Here is a 19,638-nt window from a genome sequence, read left to right on the forward strand (position 1 = left end):
ACCACGACGAGGTACTTGCCGACCGGCTCGGGCCGCGTGCAGTGGACGCTCGAGGGCCGAGGCGGGGCGCGGGCGCGCGCCGCCCGGCACCTCGGTGTCGATGAAGTGCTGTTCGGCCGGGAGCCGTGATGACCGCCAGCCGCACGTCCAGTTTGAGTACACCCATACTCGACGCCAGCCGGTCCCGGTCGAGGCGTACAAATGAAGTCCATATCGGGGTTGATTGACACATGTCCAGCAACCCTATAGATTCTAGGTGTACACATCGGCACCTGGAGGCACCCATGCGCGTTGGCTACCAACGAGTCTCGACCATCGACCAGAACACCGAGCGCCAGCTCGACGGCATCGAGGTAGAGCGCACGTTCACCGACAAGGCCAGCGGCAAGACCGCTGACCGGCCCGCGCTCACCGAGGCACTGGGCTTCGTTCGTGAGGGCGACACCCTCGTGGTGCACAGCATGGACCGGCTGGCTCGCAACGTCGAAGACCTCCGGCGCATCGTGCGCGAGCTGACCGAGCGCGGGGTGCGCGTCGAGTTCGTCAAGGAGGCAATGACCTTCACGGGCGAGGACTCCCCGATGAACAACCTCATGCTGACGATGCTCGGCGCGGTGGCCGAGTTCGAGCGGTCGCTGATCCTGGAGCGCCAGCGGGAGGGCATTGCCGTAGCTAAGGCTCGGGGCGCATACAAGGGGCGCACGCCCAAGCTCACCGACGAGCAGGCCACCGAGCTGCGCGCTCGTCTGGCTGGCGGCGAGTCCCCCGCCGCGCTGGCTCGCGAGTACAACGTCGCACGTCAGACCGTCTACAACTACCGAGCGGGGTAACTCATGAGCGCACGGACCATCGACCGGACCCGAGCCCTGATCGCCGCCCGTGCGCTCCGAGCGGCACGCCGTCGCGTGCCCGCACCGGGACCGGCGCAGCTCGCCCGCCGCCTCGATCCCTCGTACGTCATCACGCCCACCATCGCGATGCTGTCCGACCTCGCCGTGCGGTCGGTGCGTGAGCGGTCGCAGCGCGACATCGTGAGCACCCCGCCGAGGTCCGGCAAGTCCCGGCTGCTGGCGGTGTGGACCACCGTCTGGGCACTGGCCGACGACCACGACCGCGAGGTCGTGCTGGTCTCTTACAGCGATGAACTTGCAACCGCCCACGGCCGGGAGGCCCGCCAGCTCATCACCGAGCACAGCACCGAGCTGGGCATCGCCGTCGCCTCCGACAAGAGCGCCGCCGGTCGCTGGCGCATCGAGGGCGCGCGCGGGGGCCTGCTCGCCACCGGCATCAACTCGGGCGTGACCGGCTTCGGCGCGGACATGCTCGTGCTGGACGACGTGACCAAGGACGCCGCCGAGGCCGAGTCCGAGGCCCACCGAACCCGCGTGCTCCGCGAGTACCGGTCCACGCTGAGTACGCGCCTGCACGCGGGGGCGTCCACGTTGGTGGTTGGCACCAGGTGGCATGAACACGACCTCATCGGCTCGCTGCTCACCGACGAGCCGGGCGCGTGGCGGCACACGAACATCCCCGCCGTGGCCGAGACGGGCGTACCCGACGCCCTCGGCCGCGCGCCCAGCCAGGCGCTCACCAGCGCGCTGGGATTCGACGCCGAGCACTTCGCGAGCGCCCGCCGCACCGCTGGCGAGCGCGTCTGGTGGAGCCTGTACGAGGGCGTACCTACCGCGCCCGAGGGCGGCCTGGTCCAGCGTTCGTGGTTCGACTCGTGGCGTCTCGCCGCCGCCCCGTCGAACCCTGTCCGCACCGTCGTGGCCGTCGATCCCAGCGACAGCGGCTCCGGCGACAGCGCGGGCATCGTGGCCGCGTCCGTGACCGGCGAAGGCGTGGTCGCGCTCATCGCTGACCGGTCGGCACCCATGACCTCGGACGCCTGGGCCAGGACCGCGCTGGAGCTGGCGGTGGAGGTCGGCGCATCGGAGGTCGCGGTCGAGGCGTTCTCGGCGCGAGAGACGTACCGGCGCGTCATGTCGGAAGCCATCGACCGGCACCGTCGCAGGCACCCCGACACCGCACCCATCCGGGTCACGATGTGGCCTGAGCGGGGTCGAGGCGCGATGGGCGACGCGCTCGCCCGCAGCGGTGCGATGTTGCAGGCGTTCGAGGTCGGCACGCTACGGATCGCCGGGCACCTGCCCCGGTTCGAGCAACAGGCGCTGCGCTGGCAGCGGGGGCAGCACCAGCCCGATAGCCTCGCCGCTGCCGTGATCGCGCACGACGTGCTCGCGCCCGCGCGCGGCATGACGCTCGGCCTACCGAGTGGCCCCGCCGCGCTCCGGCTGCTGGCCCGCCGGATCGGCTAGGGCGGGGTACACCACCCACACGCCGACGGGGCCGCGCAACCGCTTCACGTGAAACAGACATGCCCTACCGGTGTCGGTGAATTACCCACGGCCACAGCACAATACCGACTCTTGCCCGTAGTGTGAACGGCCATCAGTGTGGCAACGTGATGCACCGTGAGCACGGAACGAGCACCGCACACGACGGACGACGGGACCACCGACGACGACAGCCCCCGCTACTCGACCGCCGACGCGGCGGCGTACCTCGGAACTTCCGTGTGGACGATCCGACGATACGCGGGCGAGGGCGCCCTTCGCGGGTACCGCATCGGTTCGTCCAAGCGGGGTCAGCTCCGCTTTCGACGCGCCGACCTCGACGCGCTGCTCACGGACGCGCGGGGGCGCGCATGATCACGTTGCTCGCTCCTCGCACGTCGTGGCTCCACCTGTTCCACCCCGCCAACCTCCTCGGGCCTCGGGGAAAGACGCACCACGACATGACCAGCACGACGAACCACCGCACCACGGCCAGCAGCCCGTCCACCGACATCGACACGTCGCTGTTCCCGAGCGACCCCGCCCCCGAGCTGGTCGCGGAGGCGAAGGCCGCCGTCCTCACCGCGCTCGCTGCCTCGCCCGACGCGGTGATCGACCGCGCCTACCTCGCCCGCACGCTCCCCGGCCGCCTCACCGATCCCGTACGCCGGGTGGGGTCGCGCCCCTCTGCGCCGCGATCTGGTTCCTGCACTGCACCGACCGCGCCAGCGTCGTTCACGTCGGCACCCGAACGCTGCTGATAGGCGACTCGCTCATCCCGCCGCGCGATGAGCCCCGCGTCCGCCCCTACCTGGTGGCCTAAGCCCACCGATCATCCGAGAGAAGGAACCACCATGAAGGTCATTCGCGGCAGCCGCCGACGCCCGATGGCACTGGAAGTTCGACCGGCCGCGCTCACGCAAGACCAGCAGCGCCACCGTCGGCGCACCCACCAGTTGCACACCCTCGACGGCGCGTTCGACCTCGCTGACGAGGTGACCGCCGTCGTGGGGCCGGTCGCCGCTGCCCTCGCCAGCGAGCCCCGCCCCACCAGCGGCGCAGCGCGCGAGGCGGTGGAGACCATCGCCGCCGCCGTGGACCAGCTCGCACGCGAGGTGGGCGACATGGTTGCCGATCACCGTAGCCGCGCCGCAACGGTCGGTAACCGAGGTGCTGCCCGCAGCGCCGTCCGTGAGCTGGTGCGCCGTCCCGTCCCTGTCGTCTCCGACGACGAGCTGCGCGACGGTTCCTGGGCGGGGTCGCTGGCCGAGTTCGTCGCACCCCTGGGCACACCGCTGGCCCAGATTCTCGGCGCTGCCGCCCTCGACCGCACCCGGGTACCGGTCGAGTCGGACGCTGTGATCGACGCGCTGCGGGCGGTGGACAGGGAGGTGCGGACGCTGGAGCGCAGCATCGACACCGCCCGAGCCTGGCGGTCCAGCCTGCCCAGCCGCGAGCCCGCACCCAAGCGAGACATGTCCGGCGTGATCGCGGAACTTGACCGCCTCGGCATCGCCCACCGAGACCTCACCGCCTGACGCCGCAGGAACCCCGAGAATCACGTACGCGGCACTGCCGCACTGAGAGGAAAACGCACCATGACCGCCCCCACGCAGCCGCAGGCGCTGCTCCCCATCGAGTTCGACCCGCCGTTGCTCAACCCCGCGCCCGGTGGCCTCTACGCCGCGACGAGGTTCGTCTCCGACAGCACCACCGAGGTGCCGCGTTGGCTCGCGTCCGGCGTGCTGGTGCGCCCGCGCATCGGCAACTACGGCGGAGGCGAGTCCGTGGGCATCTGGGATGCGCCGTGGTGCGACACGACGCCCACCCAGCGCAAGGAGGGCGAGCGACCGGGCCTGTTGGACCCGTTCACGCCCGCGACCGTCTGGGCGTACGCGGACGCCTGCGATATGACCGAGCCCGAGCGGTCGGTGGTCGAAGCCCGCGCACTCCAGAACCTCCGGCTCATCGAGCCGACGTTGGTCGAGCGCGAGTTCGCCGCCCGGCTGCTCATCGACGCGGGCACCCCGGTGGCAGCGCCGGACCTCGTGCGCGCCATCGGGCACCTGGAGGGCCTGTTCGCCAAGACGAACACCCTGGGCCTGATCCACCTGAACCCCGAGCTGCTCGCGGAGCTGGCGCACCTGAACCTCGTGGTGCGCGACGGCTCCGGCTTCGCCAAGTCCCCGGCCGGACACACGTACGTCCTGGGCGGTGGCTACGTCGCCGGTCTCGGCCGCACCCTCGTGGCCACCTCGCAGACGTTCGGGTGGCGCGACCAGCCGGTCACCCGCGAGGCGCTGGAGCCCCGCGAGGGCGAGTACGCCGTCATCGCGGAACGCTCGGTGGTCGTCGGCTACGAGGCCAACCTCGGCGCGGTCACCGCCGCGTAGCGCGGCGCAAGAACTTGTCGGCGCAGCGCGCGTACGGGCGGGCGGCCTTTGGGCGGGCCGCCCGTCGCCAACGCAGCGCGCCCGGCGAGAAGCAGGCGCGGGGGTCGCGGTCTCACAACCGGCGGCGCTGGTTTCGGACCGGCCGCCTGCTCCCGCGCCTGCACCCCACCCCCGATCAGGAGGCAAGACCATGCAGTTCACGAGCGGACCCGAGTACCGCGCGGTGGCAACCCCGCCGCGTACGCCTGCCGCGCCTGCCCGTAGCGCCACCGCGCGCGCCAGCGAGGCGGGGGCGAGCACCAGCCCCGGCGCGGACCGTACGCGCCGCAACGTGGCACCTGCGGCGGGCGCGAGTGCGCGCCGGTACAGAGGCGGGGTGCCTACGCCCACCGTCGCGCGAGTCGATCCCCGGCTACGGGCGGCTGCATTCCATGAGGTCGGCCACGCGGTGGTCGCCACCGTGCTCGGTGGTCGCATCCACCGTGCTGTCCTGACGCCCGACGATCCTGCCACGGCGGGGCACTGCTCGTACGACGACCTACCAGCCGCGCATGACCCCGCCATCACCTACGCGGGGCCGTACGCGGAGACCTACGCCGCAGTCGGTGGCCCGCCCACCGCGCGCAAGGTGCGCGACACGCTGCTCCGCAACCACCAGGACCACGCCAGCCTCGTGGCCGCCGGTGACCCGCGCCCCGCCGAGGTACCGAGGATCGTGGCGACGACGTGGCAGGCCATCGACGGGCTCGCCCGCCTGCTCTACCGCGAGATGACCATCAGCCAGGCCGACGTGGACGCCGCGCTGGGTCTCCCCGACGGTGAGCGCAACCCCGAGGCGCGCGAGCACGCCCTCGCCGCCATACGTGCGGGGTCGGTACCGGGCACGTTCGAGGTCACCTCACCACGCCTGACCGACTGGAAGCTGTAGCGACGGCCTACACGCCCGGCGGCGGGGGAATCGGCGCGGTGTGCTCGGTCCACTGCGTCCCGTCCCAGTAACGCAGCAGCCCCGGCGTGCCGTGGGGGTCCGCGTGCCAACCAGCGGGTGGCAGCGTCGGCGGAAGCGGCGGTGACGCTGGCACGGCCTCGGCTTGGTCCTGGGCTCCCACTTCAATCGGGGTCGCGGTCTCAGCCTTCTTGTCGGCCAGCTTGATCGCGTGCTTGAGCTCTCGATCTCGGTCCTGCCACGCTCGAATCTCCGCCGTACCGGCCCAACGATTTCGGGATGCCTTGTGCGCGGCCCGTTGTTCTCGAAGCTCCTCGGCATAGTCGCGCGCCTGCTCCGGCGTCATACCGGAGATGTTTCGCGCCTCTTCCGCCTTGCGCTCCATGCTTTCCTGCACAAGGGCGCGGGAGGTAGGTTTCGCGGGCTGCTGCGCCTGTGGCGTTTGCGCTACCGGTGCCTGCGCTGACGGTGCGCTCGGCGGCCCCCACAGCTTCGGGCTATCGGTCGGCTTGTTCACCGACCCGCAGCCGGAGCAGCGGAGCTTGCGCCGCGCGGCCGCTGCACCGATCAGGCCGACGGGACCGACCAGCACAGCACCGATTGCGGCCTTGCCGATCATCCCCGCGCCGGATCGCCCCGCGCTCAGGTTGATGCTGCCGCACTTCCAACAGCGAAGCCGACCGTCGGCATCAATCTGGACCTCTTCGCTCACCGGGCATCACCTCGGAACGAGCCGCCGACCGCCGACAAGACCGGATTCTTGATCATGCCGGAATGCTACTTATCAGTCTGTAGACCTACAAGTAGCAGGTCGGCAGAGTCGATGGCGCTATGGAAGGCGACCTACAGCGCACCCTCGGGCGCAACTTGCGTGCGTATCGGGCCGAGCGGGCGCTGAGCCAAGAAGCCTTCGCAGACGTGCTCGGCGTCCACCGCACCTACATGGGCGGGCTGGAACGCGGCGAGCGCAACCTGACGTTGCGGTCGGTCGAGAAGATCGCCGACACCCTCCAGCTCGATCCGCTGGTGCTGCTGCGCGACGAAGGCTGACCGCGCGGCGCGAACGCACGCGGGCGGCTCCGCATTTCTGGATTTTTCCGACGAGAAGTTTTGTCAGTGCGCAGCTCTAGACTCCGCGCTAGGCGCGCCCGCCGGGTGCCCCGGATCGAGGATGTCAACATGGGAGACCCGACTACTGTTCCCGTGCCGCAGCAGGCACCACAGGTACCCGTCGAGCTGCTGATCACCCAATCGGTCGCGACGACCATCGGCGTGTTGATCGCCCTGGCCGTGGCAGTCCTGACCTATGTCAAGATGCGCCAAGACCGCAAGCGCGACGACGAACGGGCGCGTGAGGACCGAGATCGGTACGAGACGCAGCTCGCGACGCTACAGCGCGCTGAGCGCGACCGTATCGAGGCCCAGGCTCGCCGAATCGTCCCCACCGTCTTCCCGGCGGAGATGTTCGGCCCCAACGTCTGGACGGTGCGCGTCGTCAACAGCAGCAGCGCACCAATCACAGAGCTGGGCGTGCAGGTGGTCGCGTTCGACGCCGACGGGAAGGAAGTCGAAAACGGCCTGACAAAGAGTAGTGCAGTTGGCTTGGACCAAGCGATTGAGCGCATGGTGCGGCCCATCATCCGGTCCGCGATGAACGCAGGCATGGGTTCGATTCAAATGTCTGGCCCCGGACTATCGGGGCCTATCGCTGCAGCGATGGGAGCACGGGCAGACCAAGCGGCGAACGCGGCGGCTCCGCAGATGTCCGCTCGGGTACGCGAAGCGGTGACCGGGTCAATGGTCTCTGTGTGGCCCCGGACCCTGATTCCCGAACAGCCCGCGATCATGACCTTCGAGGCAGCAGCGGGGGTAGTCGATCTGGGGGTCCTCATCCAGTTCACGGACGAGGCGGGGTACCGCTGGATGCGCACTGACGAGACCATGCCTCAACAGATTCACGACGACACACCGCCCGCCGAGAACGGCTCTGACGAACCATCCGTGGCTGCACGGAGGTGGTGGAAGTTCTGGGCCTAGTCGCGCGTCACCGACGAGCCACGAGTCTTACCCTGGCGCTACCCTTCCACGCCGGGCTCGTTGCCCTTGGCCGCAATATCAATCTCACTGCCCGCTGGCCTACCGTCAGTCCACCGCTGGTCCTGTGCGGAGTAGAGGGACACAGTCGGCTTTCGCGTACTCTCACCGGCCTTCTTGCGCCCACTGTAGGAAACCCGGTATTCAGCGGGGTCTCCGCTTGTTCTCCTGAAAGTCAGAATCCACGGAACGCCCTGCAACCCGCCCGACTTGTTGTACGGCCGAAATGACCCGACAAGATTGCCGACCGTCCAGGACCCGCTAGCGTTGCCGTCGCGCCACCAATTCACCACATCCGCGAGGACCTTCAGCGGTACCGCCGACGGCAGTCTGTACTCCCCCTGCTCTTCGATCTCGATGATGCCGGTCGAATCTGCATCGTCTACTTCAAGATCATCGACGGCAGAATCTTGCTCATTCCCGTCACGCGCCTCGTCCGGACCGGGGGCTTGAGACGCGGCGAAAGCCCCCTGCATCTCCTGCAGTAGTACCGCCGACTCAGTCGTACGTCGCGAGATTGCGTCAAGAAGGGTCCTCTGCCGTCTGTTCTCGCGCTCTCCTTGACGCTTCTGGGCCTGGTAAATCGTCACCGCGAGACCCGCGCCCAGCGCCGTGATTCCCAGCGACAGAACGCCCAGTGCGTCCAGCCCGTTATCCAATACCTCACCCAACTTGAGCAGCCAGATCACCAGCGCGGCGGCTCCGAGAAGGTACAGGACCAACTCGGCAACTCTCGCAAGCTTCTCCCACACCAGAGACCGCTTCGCCCGCGCCTCACCCCCAGGGGCGGCAGCGTCGCCGTCACGTAAGTCCAAAGTCAGCCCTTCGACGTAGGCGTCGAAGCGCCTCTGTTCGTGTTGTCATTCCGTCCTACCCCTACATGAGCTGAGCGGCGACCGTCGCGCCGAGGTTCCAGCACGCCTCCAGGTCGGCCTTCGACGGCTTGCCAGACACGACCACGTTGGGCGTGACCTTCTCCCAGCCGAGGCCGCCGGTGATCGAATCGGCCGCCCGCTCGGCCCCCTCGGTGCCCTCGTTGCCGTGGACGTAGAAGCCCCACGGCCGCCCCCGCGTGGAGTCGAGGCACGGGTAGTAGATGTTGTCGAGCCCGTGCTTGAGCGCGCCGCTGAGGTACCCGAGGTTCGCCGGGGTGCCGAGCACGTAGCCGTCGGCCTCCAGCACGTCGGCGGGCGACAGCGTGAGCGCAGCACGCCGCACGACTTCCACGCCCTCGATGTCAGGATCGGTCGCCCCCGCCACCACGGCCTCGAACATCTCCTGGCAGTGGGGCGAAGGCGTGTGGTGCACGATCAGGAGACGGTGCGGGGCGGCGGAATCAGGCGCTGACATCGGCAGACCCCCTATTACAGGGGTATTTGACATTGAAGTGCTTGAGCGCACCGGAGATGTAGCCGAGGTTCGCGGGCGAGCCGAGCACGTAGCCGTCGGCGGCCAGCACATCCGAGGCGGTGACCGCCAATGCTGCGCGGCGCACCACCTCCACGCCCTCGATGTCCGGATCGGTGGCTCCCGCGATCACCGCCTCGAACATCTCCTGGCAATGCGGAGACGGCGTGTGGTGGATCACGAGGAGCACGGCCATCAGCGGGACTTCTTCTCCATCGACACGGCGCGGGTCATCCAGTCGCGGGCGCGGGAGCGATCGCCGGCGTAGTCGTACGCGCGGGCGAGCCGGTAGGCATTCACCCACGACTCCGGATCGGCTTCGTACTCGGCCTTGACCTGTGCGAACAGCGCATCCGCGGCGTCGCGCTGGACGCGGCCGGACGGCATCGTCGGCAGATCCGAGACGTCGAGGTCCCGGCCGAGCGCCTTCGCCGACGCCGCCAGCTTCTGGTGCGCGTAGCCGTTGCGAAGCACGGACCACAGGATCCACAGCCCCACTACGCCGACCAGCAGCATGCCGAAGGCCAGGCCGAGGTTCGCTCCCCCGCCCCGCCGCGCGATCATCCACGCCCACACGCCGATCAGGCCGATGTACGTGAGCATCGCGACCGCGAGGAACCCGATGACCAGCAGCTGCCCCAGATTGCCCCGATCGCGGCGTTCCACGGCGTTCACAGGTCCATGAAGGGCTCGATACCCACCGTGAGGCCGGGTCGCGAGGAGATGCCGCGCACGCCGAGCAGCACGCCCGGGACGAAGGAGCTGCGGTCGAGCGAATCGTGCCGGATGGTCAGCGTCTCGCCCTGGGTGCCCAGCAGGACCTCCTGGTGCGCGACGAGGCCCGCGACGCGCACGGAGTGGACCCGGACTCCGTCGACGCGGGCGCCGCGGGCGCGGTCGAACTCGGCGGAGGTGGCGTCGGGCATCGCGCCGCGCCCGGCTTCCTCCCGAGCCTCGGCGATGAGTTCAGCGGTGCGGTTGGCCGTGCCGGACGGTGCGTCGGCCTTGTAGGGGTGGTGCAGCTCGATGATCTCGACGGAGTCGAAGAACTTCGCGGCCTGCGCGGCGAAGCGCATGGTGAGAACGGCGCCGATAGCGAAGTTCGGGGCGATGAGCACGCCCACCTCGGGCTTCTCCGCGAGCCACTCACGCACGGTGTCGAGGCGGTCGTCGGTGAAGCCGGTGGTACCGATGACGGCGTGAATCCCGTTGTCGATGAGGAACTTCAGGTTTTCCATCACCACGTCGGGGTGGGTGAAGTCGATCACCACCTGCGTGTTCGAGTCGAGGAGGCCGGTGAGCATGTCACCCGCGTCCACCGCCGCACTCAGCGTCAGATCGTCGGCCGCCTCCACGGCATCGACCATGGCGCGGCCCACCTTGCCGCCGGATCCCAGGACACCCACGTTCAGCATGCGCCCGACGATACCCTTGCACCGTGACCGCCCGACCAGACGTTCCCGACGAATGGATCGACCGCCTCGCCGGTATCCTCGAGGCCTTCCCGGAATGCGTGGCCGACCGGGCCTGGGTGGGCACGCGCTGGCGGGTCCGGGGTGCGACGGTGGCCCACGTCTTCGGTGGGGAGGATCAGCAGTTCCGGCTCGTCTTCCGGGCCGAGCACGGCGAGGTCCCGGCGTTCGAGAACCTCGGGGATCCCTACTTCCGGGTGAACTGGGGCGAGAGCACCGTCGGGATCCTCGTCGACATGCCACCGACTGGGACGAGGTCGCCGAACTGCTCACCGACTCCTACTGCGTGCAGGCGCCGGCCGCGCTGGCGGCGCTGGTCGAGCGTCCGGAGACCGACGGGCCCTAGTGTTGCGCGCATGGACGTGACCATCCGGACCTTCGTCGGCGACGCGGACGCCTGCTTCGACGTCGTCCACCACGCCGCGACGGACGCCGCCACGCGGGCGCTGGCAGCACGGTCGGGCCTGGTCTGGGTGGACGTGCTCGACCCGACCGAGGAGGAGTTCGCCCCCTTCGTCGCGACGATGGGGCTGGACAAGCTGGCGGTGGAGGACGCTCTCACCGTGCACGAGCGCCCGAAGTCCCTGCGCTACGGCGAGATCATGTTCGTCACGGTCTACACGATCACCGAGGACGGCACCACCAGCCGGCTCTCGCTGTTCCTCTTCGAGCACGGGGTCCTGACGGTGCGCCTGGGCCACGGCTTCCCCGTCGAGGAGGTCGCGGCCACCATCTCGGACAACGCGGATCTGCTGCAGTACGGACCGAAGTCCCTGGAGCTGATGCTGTTGGATGCGGTCGTCGACGGCTACACGGCCCGAATCACGGCGGTGGACGAACGTCTCGACGACGTGGAGACCTTCCTGTTCGACGGCCGCTCCAGCGACCGCGTCTCTCAGGTCACCTTCGACCTGCACAAGCAGGTGGGCGCCCTGCGCCGCATCGTGCTGCCGATGCGCGACGTCGTGGGCTCGGTCCTGCGACGGGTGTCCGTGGCGCCCGACCTGCGCGAGTTGCTGCCCTACGCCGAGGACGTCTACGACCACACGATGCGCGCAGCGGACTGGACCGAGGGCCTGCGCGACGCCGTGGAATCGGTCCGCTCGACCAACCTGGCGCTGGTGGACAACCAGCTCAACACCGTGATGAAGAAGCTCACCAGCTGGGCCGCGATCATCGCTGTCCCCACCGCGATCACCGGCTACTTCGGCCAGAACGTGCCGTATCCGGGATTCGGCAAGGAGTGGGGTTTCTGGCTGAGCCTGCTGACGATGCTCGCCCTGGCCGGGGGGCTCTACGCGGCGTTCAAGCGCCGCGGCTGGCTCTGACCCTCGACCGGCGGCCGAGCCGTCGCAACCTCTAAGCTCTTCGCATGGCCGGTTCGCCCGTTTCCCGCCCGTCCTTCCACCCTCTCGCCCTGCTCGTCTCGCTCGCCGCGGTCGCGGTGGTGGCGCTGCTGGGCGGGCTCGCCTCGGCGGACGCGGCAGCGGACTACGCGCAGCTCGCCCAGCCCTCGTGGGCACCGCCGAGCTGGCTCTTCGGCCCCGCGTGGAGCGCGCTGTACCTGCTCATGGCCGTCGCGGCGTGGCTGGTGTGGCGAGTCGATCCGTCACCGCGAAACCGCGCTATCCAGGTGTACGCGCTGCAGTTGCTGGTGAACCTGTCCTGGTCGCCGCTGTTCTTCGGTCTGGAGCTGCGCGGCGTGGCCCTCGCCGTGATCCTGCTCCTCGACGTCCTCGTCGTGGTGACGATCGTGCTGTTCTGGCGGGTCCGCCGCTCAGCCGCGGTGTTGTTGCTCCCCTACCTCGGCTGGATCCTGTTCGCCACCGCGCTCAACTACGCGGTCTGGTCCCTCAACTCCTGAAACATGCCCGCGCGGCCACCAGTTGGCCGTGCCCGCGATCCGCATGAACGCGGGCAGCAGCACGAGCCGCACCAGGGTCGCGTCGAGCAGCACGGCGATGGCGAGCCCCACCCCGAGCATCCGCATGAACGAGACCTCGGAGAAGCCGATCGCCGCGAAGACCACGGCCATGAGCAGCGCGGCGGCCGTGACCACCCGCGCCGTGCTCGCGATGCCGCGGGCCACGGCCTCGTCGTTGGCGGCGCGGTCCCGGCCGGGCAGGCGCTTCCACTCCTCGCGGATCCGGGAGAGCAGGAACACCTCGTAGTCCATCGACAAGCCGAAGGCGATGCAGAACATCAGCACGGGCATGTCCGCGATGAGGTACCCGGTGACCGTCGTCCCGAGCCCGCCGAGGTTCCCCTCCTGGAAGATCCAGACCATCGCTCCGAAGGTCGCCGTCAACGAGAGCACATTGAGCACCAGGGCTTTCAGCGGCAGCAGCACGCTCCCCGTGAGCAGGAACAGCAGCAGGAAGGTGGTCACCGCGATCGCCGCGAGCACCCGCGGCACCGCCCCGAGGATCGAGTCCACGGCGTCCCGGTCCGCCTGCGCCGCACCGGCGAACAGCGTCGGGGCCGGCGCCGGCACCGCCCGCAGCGCGTCCAATTGGGCGCGACCCTCCTCCGACCGCGGGTCGTGCTCGCTCGCCACCGTCACCAGGCGTGCGAACCCCGACCGTGCCGTCGGATCGCCGTCGGCGACGCGGGTGCCGCGCAGCCACGTCCCGTCGGGTCCGGTGACCGGCCCGGTGCCCGCGGTCCGCGACAGGTCTCGGGCGTAGTCCTCGGTGCCCGACGGTGCGCCCTCGGGCAGCAGAATCAGCACGTCGGCGGCCGGATTCGGCCGGAATCCTTCACGCAGCTCGTCGCCGACCACGTGCGACGACGCCGCGGTCGGCAGCGCTCGGTCGTCGGGGTAGCCCAGCTTGGCGCCGAAGAAGGGCGCACCGAGCGCGAGCAGCAGCACCACGACGGCGAGACCGAGCAGGACCGCACGGCGCTGCACGGCGCGCACCGCCCGGTACCACCGGGACTCGTCCGTGGGACGGGGGCCGCGGCCCACGCGGAGCCGGTCGATCCGATTGCCCAGCAGGGTCAGGATCGCGGGCGTCACCACCAGCGTGGCGAAGGCCGTGAAGGCGACGACCACCAGGCCCGCGTAGGCGAAGGAACGCAGGAAGTACATCGGGAACAGCACCATCGACGCCAGACTGAGCCCCACCGTCACGGCGGAGAACAGCACGGTGCGCCCGGCGGTCGCCATCGCAGTGACGAGGGCCTCTTCCCGGCCGCGGCCCGGCACCTCCTCCCGGTACCGGCTCACCACCAGCAGGGTGTAATCGATGGCGAGAGCCAGGCTCATCGCTGTGATGAGGTTGAGCGCGAACACCGAGACGTCGGTGGCCTCGGCCACGAGCCGGAGCAACCCCGAGGTCGCGATGATGGCGGCGATCCCCACGACGACGGGCACCGCGGCGGCGACGAGCCCGCCGAAGGCCCACACGAGCACCAGGAAGGTGAGCGGCAGGGCGATCAGTTCCGCGCGGACCAGGTCCTCGCCCGACTGCTCGTTGATCTGCAGGTAGGTCATCGACTCGCCGCCCGCCTCGACACGCACCCCGTCGGGCGGGCTCGGCATTCCGTCCACGATCGCGCGGGCGTGGTCTGGAGCCTCCCCCGTACCCCCGATCAGGCTCGCCACGACGAGCCCTGTGCGGCCGTCCGCCGAGGTCAGGCGCGCGGCGGCCGCGGGGTCGGACCAGGGCGAAACGGCGGATTGCACCGTCGGCGTGCGCCGGAGGCCATCCGTGACCGCACGTCCGTACTCGGCGGCGGCGGACGCCGCCTCGGGGTTCTGCGCGCGCACCGTGAGGACGAGCGAGGAGCCGCCGCGCCGGAAGTCGTCCTCCAGGCTCTGCTGCGCCCGCGCGGATTCGGCGGCCGGGTCGGTGCTGCCGCCGCTGCGTAGCGCGTCGCCGACGCCCGCTCCGAGCCACCCCAGCACCACGAGCAGGAGTAGCGACGCCGCGAGCACGGTGCGGGGTCGCGCGGCGACGGCGCGGGTGAGGCGGGTGATCACAGTGCCGCGAGGAACGAGCGGATCTCCTGGAGCGTGCCGGCCCGGCGCATCCGCTCCGCGTCGAACAGCACGAGGAAGTCGGCCATCTCGAAATCGGGATCGTACGAGGGCATACCGCAGATCACGCCGCCGTACCGGGTGGCCAGCCGGATCGTCGGCGGCACCAGCTCCTCGTCCGCGCCGTCGGGCCGCGGCAGATCCTCGATCGGCACTCCGTCGACGGAGACCGGGCGGATCGGATCGACCCGGACCTCACCGCTCGCGAGTGCCTCGTTGTCGGTCAGGAAGCCCAGGGCGGCGCGCACGAGAGCGGCCCGGGGGTGCACACCGTCCTCCATGCGGACGGACATGCAGCCCATCGCGTACCGGAATCCGGAGCGTTCGTAGAAGAGCAGCAGGGCGATCCGCAAGAGGACCGACACGACGCCGCCCCGGTACGCCGTGGCGATCGTCGCCCGGCCCCACTCGGCGACCCCGTCCGCCATCGCGTCGAACGCGGGGCTGAGGCGGAACATGCTGGTCGTGAACACCTCCCGCTGTCCGCGGGGTGCAGGAAGTATGACGCGGTAGCAGCCCACGATCTCGTCGGTCGGGTCGTGCCGGACGAGGATGTGGGCGCTGTGATCGTCGAACCGGTCCACGTCGATGGGCCGGCCGAGACGCTCGCTGATCACCGCCCCCGGGAGCGGCGCGCCGAGCTCGGTGGAGAAGGCTTCGTACCGCAGGGCTTGCGCGCGTTCGATATCACGCGGATCCTCCGCGACGAACACCGTGTACGGGGTGCGGTCCGTCGCGGCGAAGAGCACGGTTCCCGCCGGTGTGCGCGTGGTCATGGCGACTCCTCGTGTTCCAGTGCGCGGGCGATCTCGCCCGCGCGGACGGCGACGTTGGACAACAGCGTGGTCCCGAGCCCGTGTCCAGGGAGGTCGGCACCCTGCACGAACAGGCCGGGGACCTCCGCCCCGTCGATCACGGCGCGGTGCGAGCGGGCGATGTGCACGTCGGCGTCCGGCGGGGCGACGCCCTCGAACCCGGTGAGCCCGCCGGGGTGGAACCCCGTCGCGCAGACCACGGCGTCGACGGTCATCGCCGTCGTCTCACCGGTGGTGAGGCGTCGCACGATCGTCTCGACCCCACCGCCCGCCGCCACCGCCGCGGAGACGACATCGCTGGTGCGGTGCACTCCCAACCGACCTGAGCCGATCACCTTCTGGCGATACCACCGGTCGTACAGCTCTCGAGTCAGTCCGTGTTCCACCGCCGCGTAGTTGGTGTTGCCATGACGGTGCAGGAGCGCGTCACGCACCTCCGGCGTCGCGGTGGCGAACTCGTCGACCACGTCCGGGTCGAAGACTTGGTTGACGAACGGGCTCTCGTCGACGTCCGCCATGCCGAAGCCGTGGAAGACGAGGTCGACGCGGGCGCCGGTGTCGTGCAGGTGCAGCGCCACCTCGGCAGCGGACTGGCCACCCCCCACCACCAGGAAGCGCGCATCCGCGACCCCGGAAGGCAGGTCACGCTCCAGCGCGCCGAGCCGCGGAACGAGGTCGATGTTGTGGAAGACGCGGCGCGGGTCGAGTCCGGTCGCCCACGCGGGCAGGACGGGCCGCAGGCCGGGCGCCACGATCACGGACCGGGCGCGGGTCACCTGCTCGTCGCCGCCGGCGCCACGGTGGGTGACGGCGAACCGCGGACCGTCCGAACAGCGGCGCAGCCCGGTCACCGTACGGCCGTACCGCACCTGATCGGCGAAGGGCGTTGCCGCCCAGGCCAGGTAGTCGGCGAATTCCGCGCGCTCGGGGGTGAGGACGCCGCGGTTCACGAAGTCGACGAGTCGGCCCCGCGCGCCGAGATACGCGACGAAGGAGAACGGGCTGGCCTGATTGCGCAGCGTCACCAGGTCTTTGAGGAAGCTGATCTGCATCGACGTGCCCGGGAGCAGCATTCCCGGGTGCCACGCGAAGGACTCGCGGCGTTCCAAGAACCGCACGGAGCCGATCCGGCCGGGCGACTCCGCCAAGGCGATCGCCAGCGCCAGATTGGCGGGCCCGAATCCGACGCCGAGTACGTCGACCACGTCGTGGTCGTCTCTGGCGTTCGTCGTACGATCACACCCTTCCCAAGGAGCCGGGGCGGTGGCTGGGGCATCCGCCTCGACGGATCGTATCCCTGGAAAGATCCTGTACACCGTACTTGAGGACAGATCGTTCGGGCCGCGCACTACACCGACTTCGCGGGCCTCCGACTCGCGGGACGGTTGGCGGCTACCGCCGGTGCCGTGGATTGTGCAGGTGCGCGACGAGGCCCGTCCAGCCGGTTTGATGAGTCGCGCCGAGCCCCTCGCCGGTGTCGCCGTCGAAGTACTCGTAGAACGTGGGATGCTGGGCCCACAGCGGGTTGTCACTTCCCTCGATCCGCCCGGCATCGGCTGGGCGGCGGGCGCCGCCACCGTCGGCTCGCGCTACGGGCCGGAAGAGGCCGACGAGCCCCTCGTCGATGACGTCGGCCGCCTCCTCCAGTGTGCACAGGTTGTCCGAACCGGTGGGGATGGCGATGGTGAAGTCGTCGCCGAAGTGTCTGCCGTAGGTCCGTAGCTTGTCGGCGAGCAGGACGTTCACCGGGAACCAGACGGGCCCGCGCCAGTTCGAATTGCCGCCGAACATGCCCGTGGTCGACTCACCGGGCTCGTATTGAATGGAGACGGTGTTCCCGTCGACGTCCTCGGTCACATGCTGCTCCGCCTTCGACAACGACCGGATCCCATAGGGCGCCAGGAATTCCGCCGAGTCGAACATGCGCTCGAGCACCCTGCGCAACCGGTCGGGGCCGACCAGCGAGAGCAGCATCCGGCCGTCACCGGCCCCGTCGGCCGCAACGCCCGAGAGCACCGGCTCCACGAGCTCGGGGCGCCGCGAGCGCAGCCAGTTCAGGCGCGCCGTGACGTCGGGGCACTCCTGCGCCACCCACGCCGGGACCTCGGTGGCGCCCAGCACCGGAAGCAGGCCGACCATCGAGCGCACCCGCATCGGCAGCGCGCTGCCATCGGGCCGGACGAGGACGTCGTAGAAGAAGCCGTCCTCCTCGTCCCACAGCGAGAGGCTGTGCGAGCCGAAGTTGTAGGTGGCCTTGGAGATCTGCAGGAAGTGCTCGAGGAACTTGGTCGCGCAGTCCTGCCACACCGGGTCGTGCCGGGAGAGCTCGATGGCGATCTTGAACATCTGCTGGCAGTAGAAGGCCATCCAGCTGGTGGCGTCGGACTGCTCGAGCCGATAGCCGGGCGGCAGGGGTGCGGAGCGGTTGAAGAAGCCGATGTTGTCCATGCCGAGGAAGCCGCCCTCGAAGACACCGGCGTCGTCGGACCCCTTACGGTTGACCCACCAGGAGAAGTTGAGCAGCAATTTGGTGAACACCCGCACGAGGAAGTCCTGGTCGCGCCAGCCGTCGATGCGGTAGACGTGCCAGGCGGCCCATGCGTGCACGGGCGGGTTGACATCGCCGAACTCCCACTCGTACGCCGGCAGTTGGCCGTTCGGGTGCATGGCCCACTCGCGGCACATCAGGACAAGTTGCTCCTTGGCGAACTCCGGGTCCACGTGTGCCAGCGGAATGCAGTGGAAGGCCAGATCCCACGCGGCGAACCAGGGGTACTCCCACTCGTCGGGCATGGAGATCACGTCGGCCAGGGAGAAGTGCTTCCACGTGGTGTTCCGGCGCCCCTGGTCGGCACGCTCGCGCGGCGACGGGTCCACCGCCGGATCGCCCTCCAGCCAGGACTCCACGTCATAGCGGTAGAGCTGTTTGTTCCACAGCATGCCCGCATAGGCGCGGCGCGCGACGACGCGGTCCTCGCCCTGCACGTCCTCATCGATCACGGCCCCGTAGAACTCGTCCGCCTCCTCACGGCGATCGGCGAAGACGGCGGCGAAGCCGGGGCCGAAGGTGTCCAGCGAGGGCGCGGGCCGCGAGAGCCGCAGCCGCACGGTCACGCTCTCCCCCGCGGGAACGGAGGCGAAGCGGTACCAGAACGCCGCCTTCGTGCCGCGCTGCTCCGGATTGACCGCCGACTCGTCGCCCTGCACCACCCGCTTGGTGATCGCGTCCTTCGGGTAGGGCGATGCGTTGGCCGCGACGCCGAAGAGCTCGACCGCGTCGGTCTCGTTGTCGCAGAACAGCAACTGCGGTCCGCCCTCCGCCGCGAGGTGGTAGTCGCCGAGCCACTGGTGCGTCACGTGGGCGGCCACGAGCCCGCCCGCCTGCGGCGCCGACACGCGGGTGATCTCGCCGCGGCGCTCGTCGTGGCCCCACGCCCAGGTGTTGCGCAGCCACAGCTGGGGCACGAGGTCCAGCGGCGCGGGCGACGGGCCGTGGTTGACGGCCTCGATCTCCACGCAGATGTCGTCGGGCGCGGCCTTGGCGTAGCGCACGTGCACGTCGAAGAAGCGATTGTCCGCGAGCACCCCCGTGTCGGCGAGCTCGTACTCCCGCTCGGTGCGGCCACGAGCGGCGTTGCCGTCGCGCAGCTGCTGATACGGGTACTCGGCCTGCGGGTACCGGTACATCCAGTGCATCCAGCTGTGCGTCGGCGTCCCGTCGATGGGCCACCAGTACTCCTTGACGTCCTCGCCGTGGTTGCCCTGCGCGTTGGTGAGGCCGAACAGGCGCTCCTTGAGGATCGGGTCGTTGTGGTTCCACAGGCCGACGGCCAGGTTGAGGAAGCCGTAGCGATCGCAGATGCCGCCGAGCCCGTCCTCGCCCCACCGGTAGGCGCGGCGGTGCGCCTGGTCGAAGCCGAAGCTCCCCCAGGCGTCGCCGCTACTGCTGTAGTCCTCCCGCACGGTGCCCCATTGGCGCCCCGCGAGGTACGGGCCCCACAGGCGCCACGGCCCGTCGGGGCCCGGGCTCTCGGCCAGGCGGCGGTGTTCGGCCGTGGACTCGGTGTTCTGCACAAGAGAATCGTCCTACACCGGGCACCGTGCCGCAGGAGGTGGACCGCGTCGAAGCC

21 protein-coding genes are annotated in these 19,638 nt (G+C 69.9%); 11 read left to right on the forward strand and 10 right to left on the reverse strand.

Annotation, left to right across the window (positions count from 1 at the left end; genetic code table 11):
- The first annotated feature begins 284 nt into the window (after positions 1–284).
- The 7 genes from FK529_RS08795 (at position 285) to FK529_RS08825 (ending at position 5,660) form a co-directional block, all read left to right on the forward strand.
- On the forward strand, positions 285–830 hold the full coding sequence (locus FK529_RS08795; protein WP_146560579.1) for a recombinase family protein: 546 nt from the start codon (positions 285–287) through the stop codon (positions 828–830).
- Between the two features lie 3 nt (positions 831–833).
- The gene (locus tag FK529_RS08800) at positions 834–2,321 is read left to right on the forward strand and encodes a terminase large subunit domain-containing protein (RefSeq protein ID WP_146560580.1); all 1,488 of its coding nucleotides are present in this window, start codon (positions 834–836) and stop codon (positions 2,319–2,321) included.
- Positions 2,322–2,477: 156 nt separating this feature from the next.
- Positions 2,478–2,714 (forward strand): helix-turn-helix domain-containing protein, encoded by a 237-nt coding sequence (locus FK529_RS08805; RefSeq protein ID WP_146560581.1) that lies wholly within the window; start codon positions 2,478–2,480, stop codon positions 2,712–2,714.
- Positions 2,711–3,100, forward strand: coding sequence for a hypothetical protein (locus FK529_RS08810; protein WP_146560582.1), 390 nt, complete (start codon positions 2,711–2,713; stop codon positions 3,098–3,100). The genes FK529_RS08805 and FK529_RS08810 overlap by 4 nt, the downstream gene beginning before the upstream one ends.
- Before the next feature lie 93 nt (positions 3,101–3,193).
- Entirely contained in the window at positions 3,194–3,877 is a 684-nt protein-coding gene (locus tag FK529_RS08815) for a hypothetical protein (RefSeq protein ID WP_146560583.1), read from the forward strand.
- A 60-nt stretch (positions 3,878–3,937) separates the two neighbouring features.
- Positions 3,938–4,732: a hypothetical protein gene (locus FK529_RS08820; RefSeq protein ID WP_146560584.1), complete on the forward strand. Its 795-nt coding sequence runs from the start codon at positions 3,938–3,940 to the stop codon at positions 4,730–4,732.
- Positions 4,733–5,108: 376 nt separating this feature from the next.
- The gene (locus tag FK529_RS08825; RefSeq protein ID WP_158635080.1) at positions 5,109–5,660 is read left to right on the forward strand and encodes a M50 family metallopeptidase; all 552 of its coding nucleotides are present in this window, start codon (positions 5,109–5,111) and stop codon (positions 5,658–5,660) included.
- A 7-nt stretch (positions 5,661–5,667) separates the two neighbouring features.
- Here the strand turns inward: FK529_RS08825 and FK529_RS21040 are convergent, their stop codons facing one another.
- Positions 5,668–6,390 (reverse strand): DUF2510 domain-containing protein, encoded by a 723-nt coding sequence (locus FK529_RS21040; RefSeq protein WP_438947183.1) that lies wholly within the window; start codon positions 6,388–6,390, stop codon positions 5,668–5,670.
- Between the two features lie 119 nt (positions 6,391–6,509).
- On the opposite strand from FK529_RS21040, the gene FK529_RS08835 reads away from it, so the two are divergent.
- Positions 6,510–6,728: a helix-turn-helix domain-containing protein gene (locus tag FK529_RS08835; RefSeq protein WP_146560586.1), complete on the forward strand. Its 219-nt coding sequence runs from the start codon at positions 6,510–6,512 to the stop codon at positions 6,726–6,728.
- 129 nt (positions 6,729–6,857) lie between these two features.
- The gene (locus tag FK529_RS08840; protein WP_146560587.1) at positions 6,858–7,715 is read left to right on the forward strand and encodes a hypothetical protein; all 858 of its coding nucleotides are present in this window, start codon (positions 6,858–6,860) and stop codon (positions 7,713–7,715) included.
- 38 nt (positions 7,716–7,753) lie between these two features.
- On the opposite strand, the gene FK529_RS08845 is transcribed toward FK529_RS08840, so the two are convergent.
- From FK529_RS08845 to dapB, 5 genes are all read right to left on the reverse strand, one after another.
- A complete protein-coding gene (locus tag FK529_RS08845) occupies positions 7,754–8,524 on the reverse strand; it encodes a hypothetical protein (protein ID WP_146560588.1) in 771 nt (256 codons plus the stop codon).
- Positions 8,525–8,648: 124 nt separating this feature from the next.
- On the reverse strand, positions 8,649–9,122 hold the full coding sequence (locus FK529_RS08850) for a flavodoxin family protein (protein WP_146560589.1): 474 nt from the start codon (positions 9,120–9,122) through the stop codon (positions 8,649–8,651).
- Positions 9,109–9,375, reverse strand: a complete 267-nt coding sequence (locus tag FK529_RS08855) for a flavodoxin family protein (RefSeq protein WP_146560590.1) — start codon at positions 9,373–9,375, stop codon at positions 9,109–9,111. Before FK529_RS08855 ends, FK529_RS08850 begins: the two co-directional genes overlap by 14 nt.
- Complete coding sequence (locus FK529_RS08860; RefSeq protein WP_166436400.1) at positions 9,375–9,782, reverse strand: hypothetical protein; 408 nt, start codon at positions 9,780–9,782, stop codon at positions 9,375–9,377. Before FK529_RS08860 ends, FK529_RS08855 begins: the two co-directional genes overlap by 1 nt.
- A gap of 68 nt (positions 9,783–9,850) precedes the next feature.
- The gene (gene dapB / locus FK529_RS08865; protein ID WP_146560591.1) at positions 9,851–10,594 is read right to left on the reverse strand and encodes a 4-hydroxy-tetrahydrodipicolinate reductase; all 744 of its coding nucleotides are present in this window, start codon (positions 10,592–10,594) and stop codon (positions 9,851–9,853) included.
- Positions 10,595–10,617: 23 nt separating this feature from the next.
- On the opposite strand from dapB, the gene FK529_RS08875 reads away from it, so the two are divergent.
- Entirely contained in the window at positions 10,618–11,979 is a 1,362-nt protein-coding gene (locus tag FK529_RS08875; RefSeq protein ID WP_205124370.1) for a magnesium transporter CorA family protein, read from the forward strand.
- A 44-nt stretch (positions 11,980–12,023) separates the two neighbouring features.
- Positions 12,024–12,515 (forward strand): TspO/MBR family protein, encoded by a 492-nt coding sequence (locus FK529_RS08880; protein ID WP_146560593.1) that lies wholly within the window; start codon positions 12,024–12,026, stop codon positions 12,513–12,515.
- Here FK529_RS08880 and FK529_RS08885 read toward each other — a convergent pair.
- The 4 genes from FK529_RS08885 to FK529_RS08900 all read right to left on the reverse strand — a co-directional run bounded on the left by FK529_RS08885 (position 12,429) and on the right by FK529_RS08900 (position 19,582).
- Positions 12,429–14,636: an MMPL family transporter gene (locus FK529_RS08885; protein ID WP_146560594.1), complete on the reverse strand. Its 2,208-nt coding sequence runs from the start codon at positions 14,634–14,636 to the stop codon at positions 12,429–12,431. The genes FK529_RS08880 and FK529_RS08885 overlap by 87 nt on opposite strands.
- Positions 14,633–15,469 carry a GNAT family N-acetyltransferase gene (locus FK529_RS08890; protein ID WP_146560595.1) on the reverse strand — a complete coding sequence of 279 codons (837 nt, stop codon included), beginning with the start codon at positions 15,467–15,469 and terminating at the stop codon, positions 14,633–14,635. Before FK529_RS08890 ends, FK529_RS08885 begins: the two co-directional genes overlap by 4 nt.
- On the reverse strand, positions 15,466–16,713 hold the full coding sequence (locus FK529_RS08895; RefSeq protein ID WP_146560596.1) for a SidA/IucD/PvdA family monooxygenase: 1,248 nt from the start codon (positions 16,711–16,713) through the stop codon (positions 15,466–15,468). The genes FK529_RS08890 and FK529_RS08895 overlap by 4 nt, the downstream gene beginning before the upstream one ends.
- 187 nt (positions 16,714–16,900) lie before the next feature.
- On the reverse strand, positions 16,901–19,582 hold the full coding sequence (locus FK529_RS08900; protein ID WP_146560597.1) for an MGH1-like glycoside hydrolase domain-containing protein: 2,682 nt from the start codon (positions 19,580–19,582) through the stop codon (positions 16,901–16,903).
- Positions 19,583–19,638 lie beyond the last annotated feature (56 nt).

This window comes from Tsukamurella asaccharolytica (genome assembly GCF_007858435.1).
Lineage (GTDB): Bacteria > Actinomycetota > Actinomycetes > Mycobacteriales > Mycobacteriaceae > Tsukamurella > Tsukamurella asaccharolytica.

Coding starts and splice junctions, on each gene's coding strand:
- FK529_RS08810 (WP_146560582.1), top strand. CDS start 2,711: ATGATCACGTTGCTCGCTCCTCGCACGTCGTGGCTCCACCTGTTCCAC.
- FK529_RS08815 (WP_146560583.1), top strand. CDS start 3,194: ATGAAGGTCATTCGCGGCAGCCGCCGACGCCCGATGGCACTGGAAGTT.
- FK529_RS08860 (WP_166436400.1), bottom strand. CDS start 9,782: ATGCTCACGTACATCGGCCTGATCGGCGTGTGGGCGTGGATGATCGCG.
- FK529_RS08835 (WP_146560586.1), top strand. CDS start 6,510: ATGGAAGGCGACCTACAGCGCACCCTCGGGCGCAACTTGCGTGCGTAT.
- FK529_RS08855 (WP_146560590.1), bottom strand. CDS start 9,375: ATGGCCGTGCTCCTCGTGATCCACCACACGCCGTCTCCGCATTGCCAG.
- FK529_RS08820 (WP_146560584.1), top strand. CDS start 3,938: ATGACCGCCCCCACGCAGCCGCAGGCGCTGCTCCCCATCGAGTTCGAC.
- FK529_RS08880 (WP_146560593.1), top strand. CDS start 12,024: ATGGCCGGTTCGCCCGTTTCCCGCCCGTCCTTCCACCCTCTCGCCCTG.
- FK529_RS08850 (WP_146560589.1), bottom strand. CDS start 9,122: ATGTCAGCGCCTGATTCCGCCGCCCCGCACCGTCTCCTGATCGTGCAC.
- FK529_RS08800 (WP_146560580.1), top strand. CDS start 834: ATGAGCGCACGGACCATCGACCGGACCCGAGCCCTGATCGCCGCCCGT.
- FK529_RS08840 (WP_146560587.1), top strand. CDS start 6,858: ATGGGAGACCCGACTACTGTTCCCGTGCCGCAGCAGGCACCACAGGTA.
- FK529_RS08890 (WP_146560595.1), bottom strand. CDS start 15,469: ATGACCACGCGCACACCGGCGGGAACCGTGCTCTTCGCCGCGACGGAC.
- dapB (WP_146560591.1), bottom strand. CDS start 10,594: ATGCTGAACGTGGGTGTCCTGGGATCCGGCGGCAAGGTGGGCCGCGCC.
- FK529_RS08795 (WP_146560579.1), top strand. CDS start 285: ATGCGCGTTGGCTACCAACGAGTCTCGACCATCGACCAGAACACCGAG.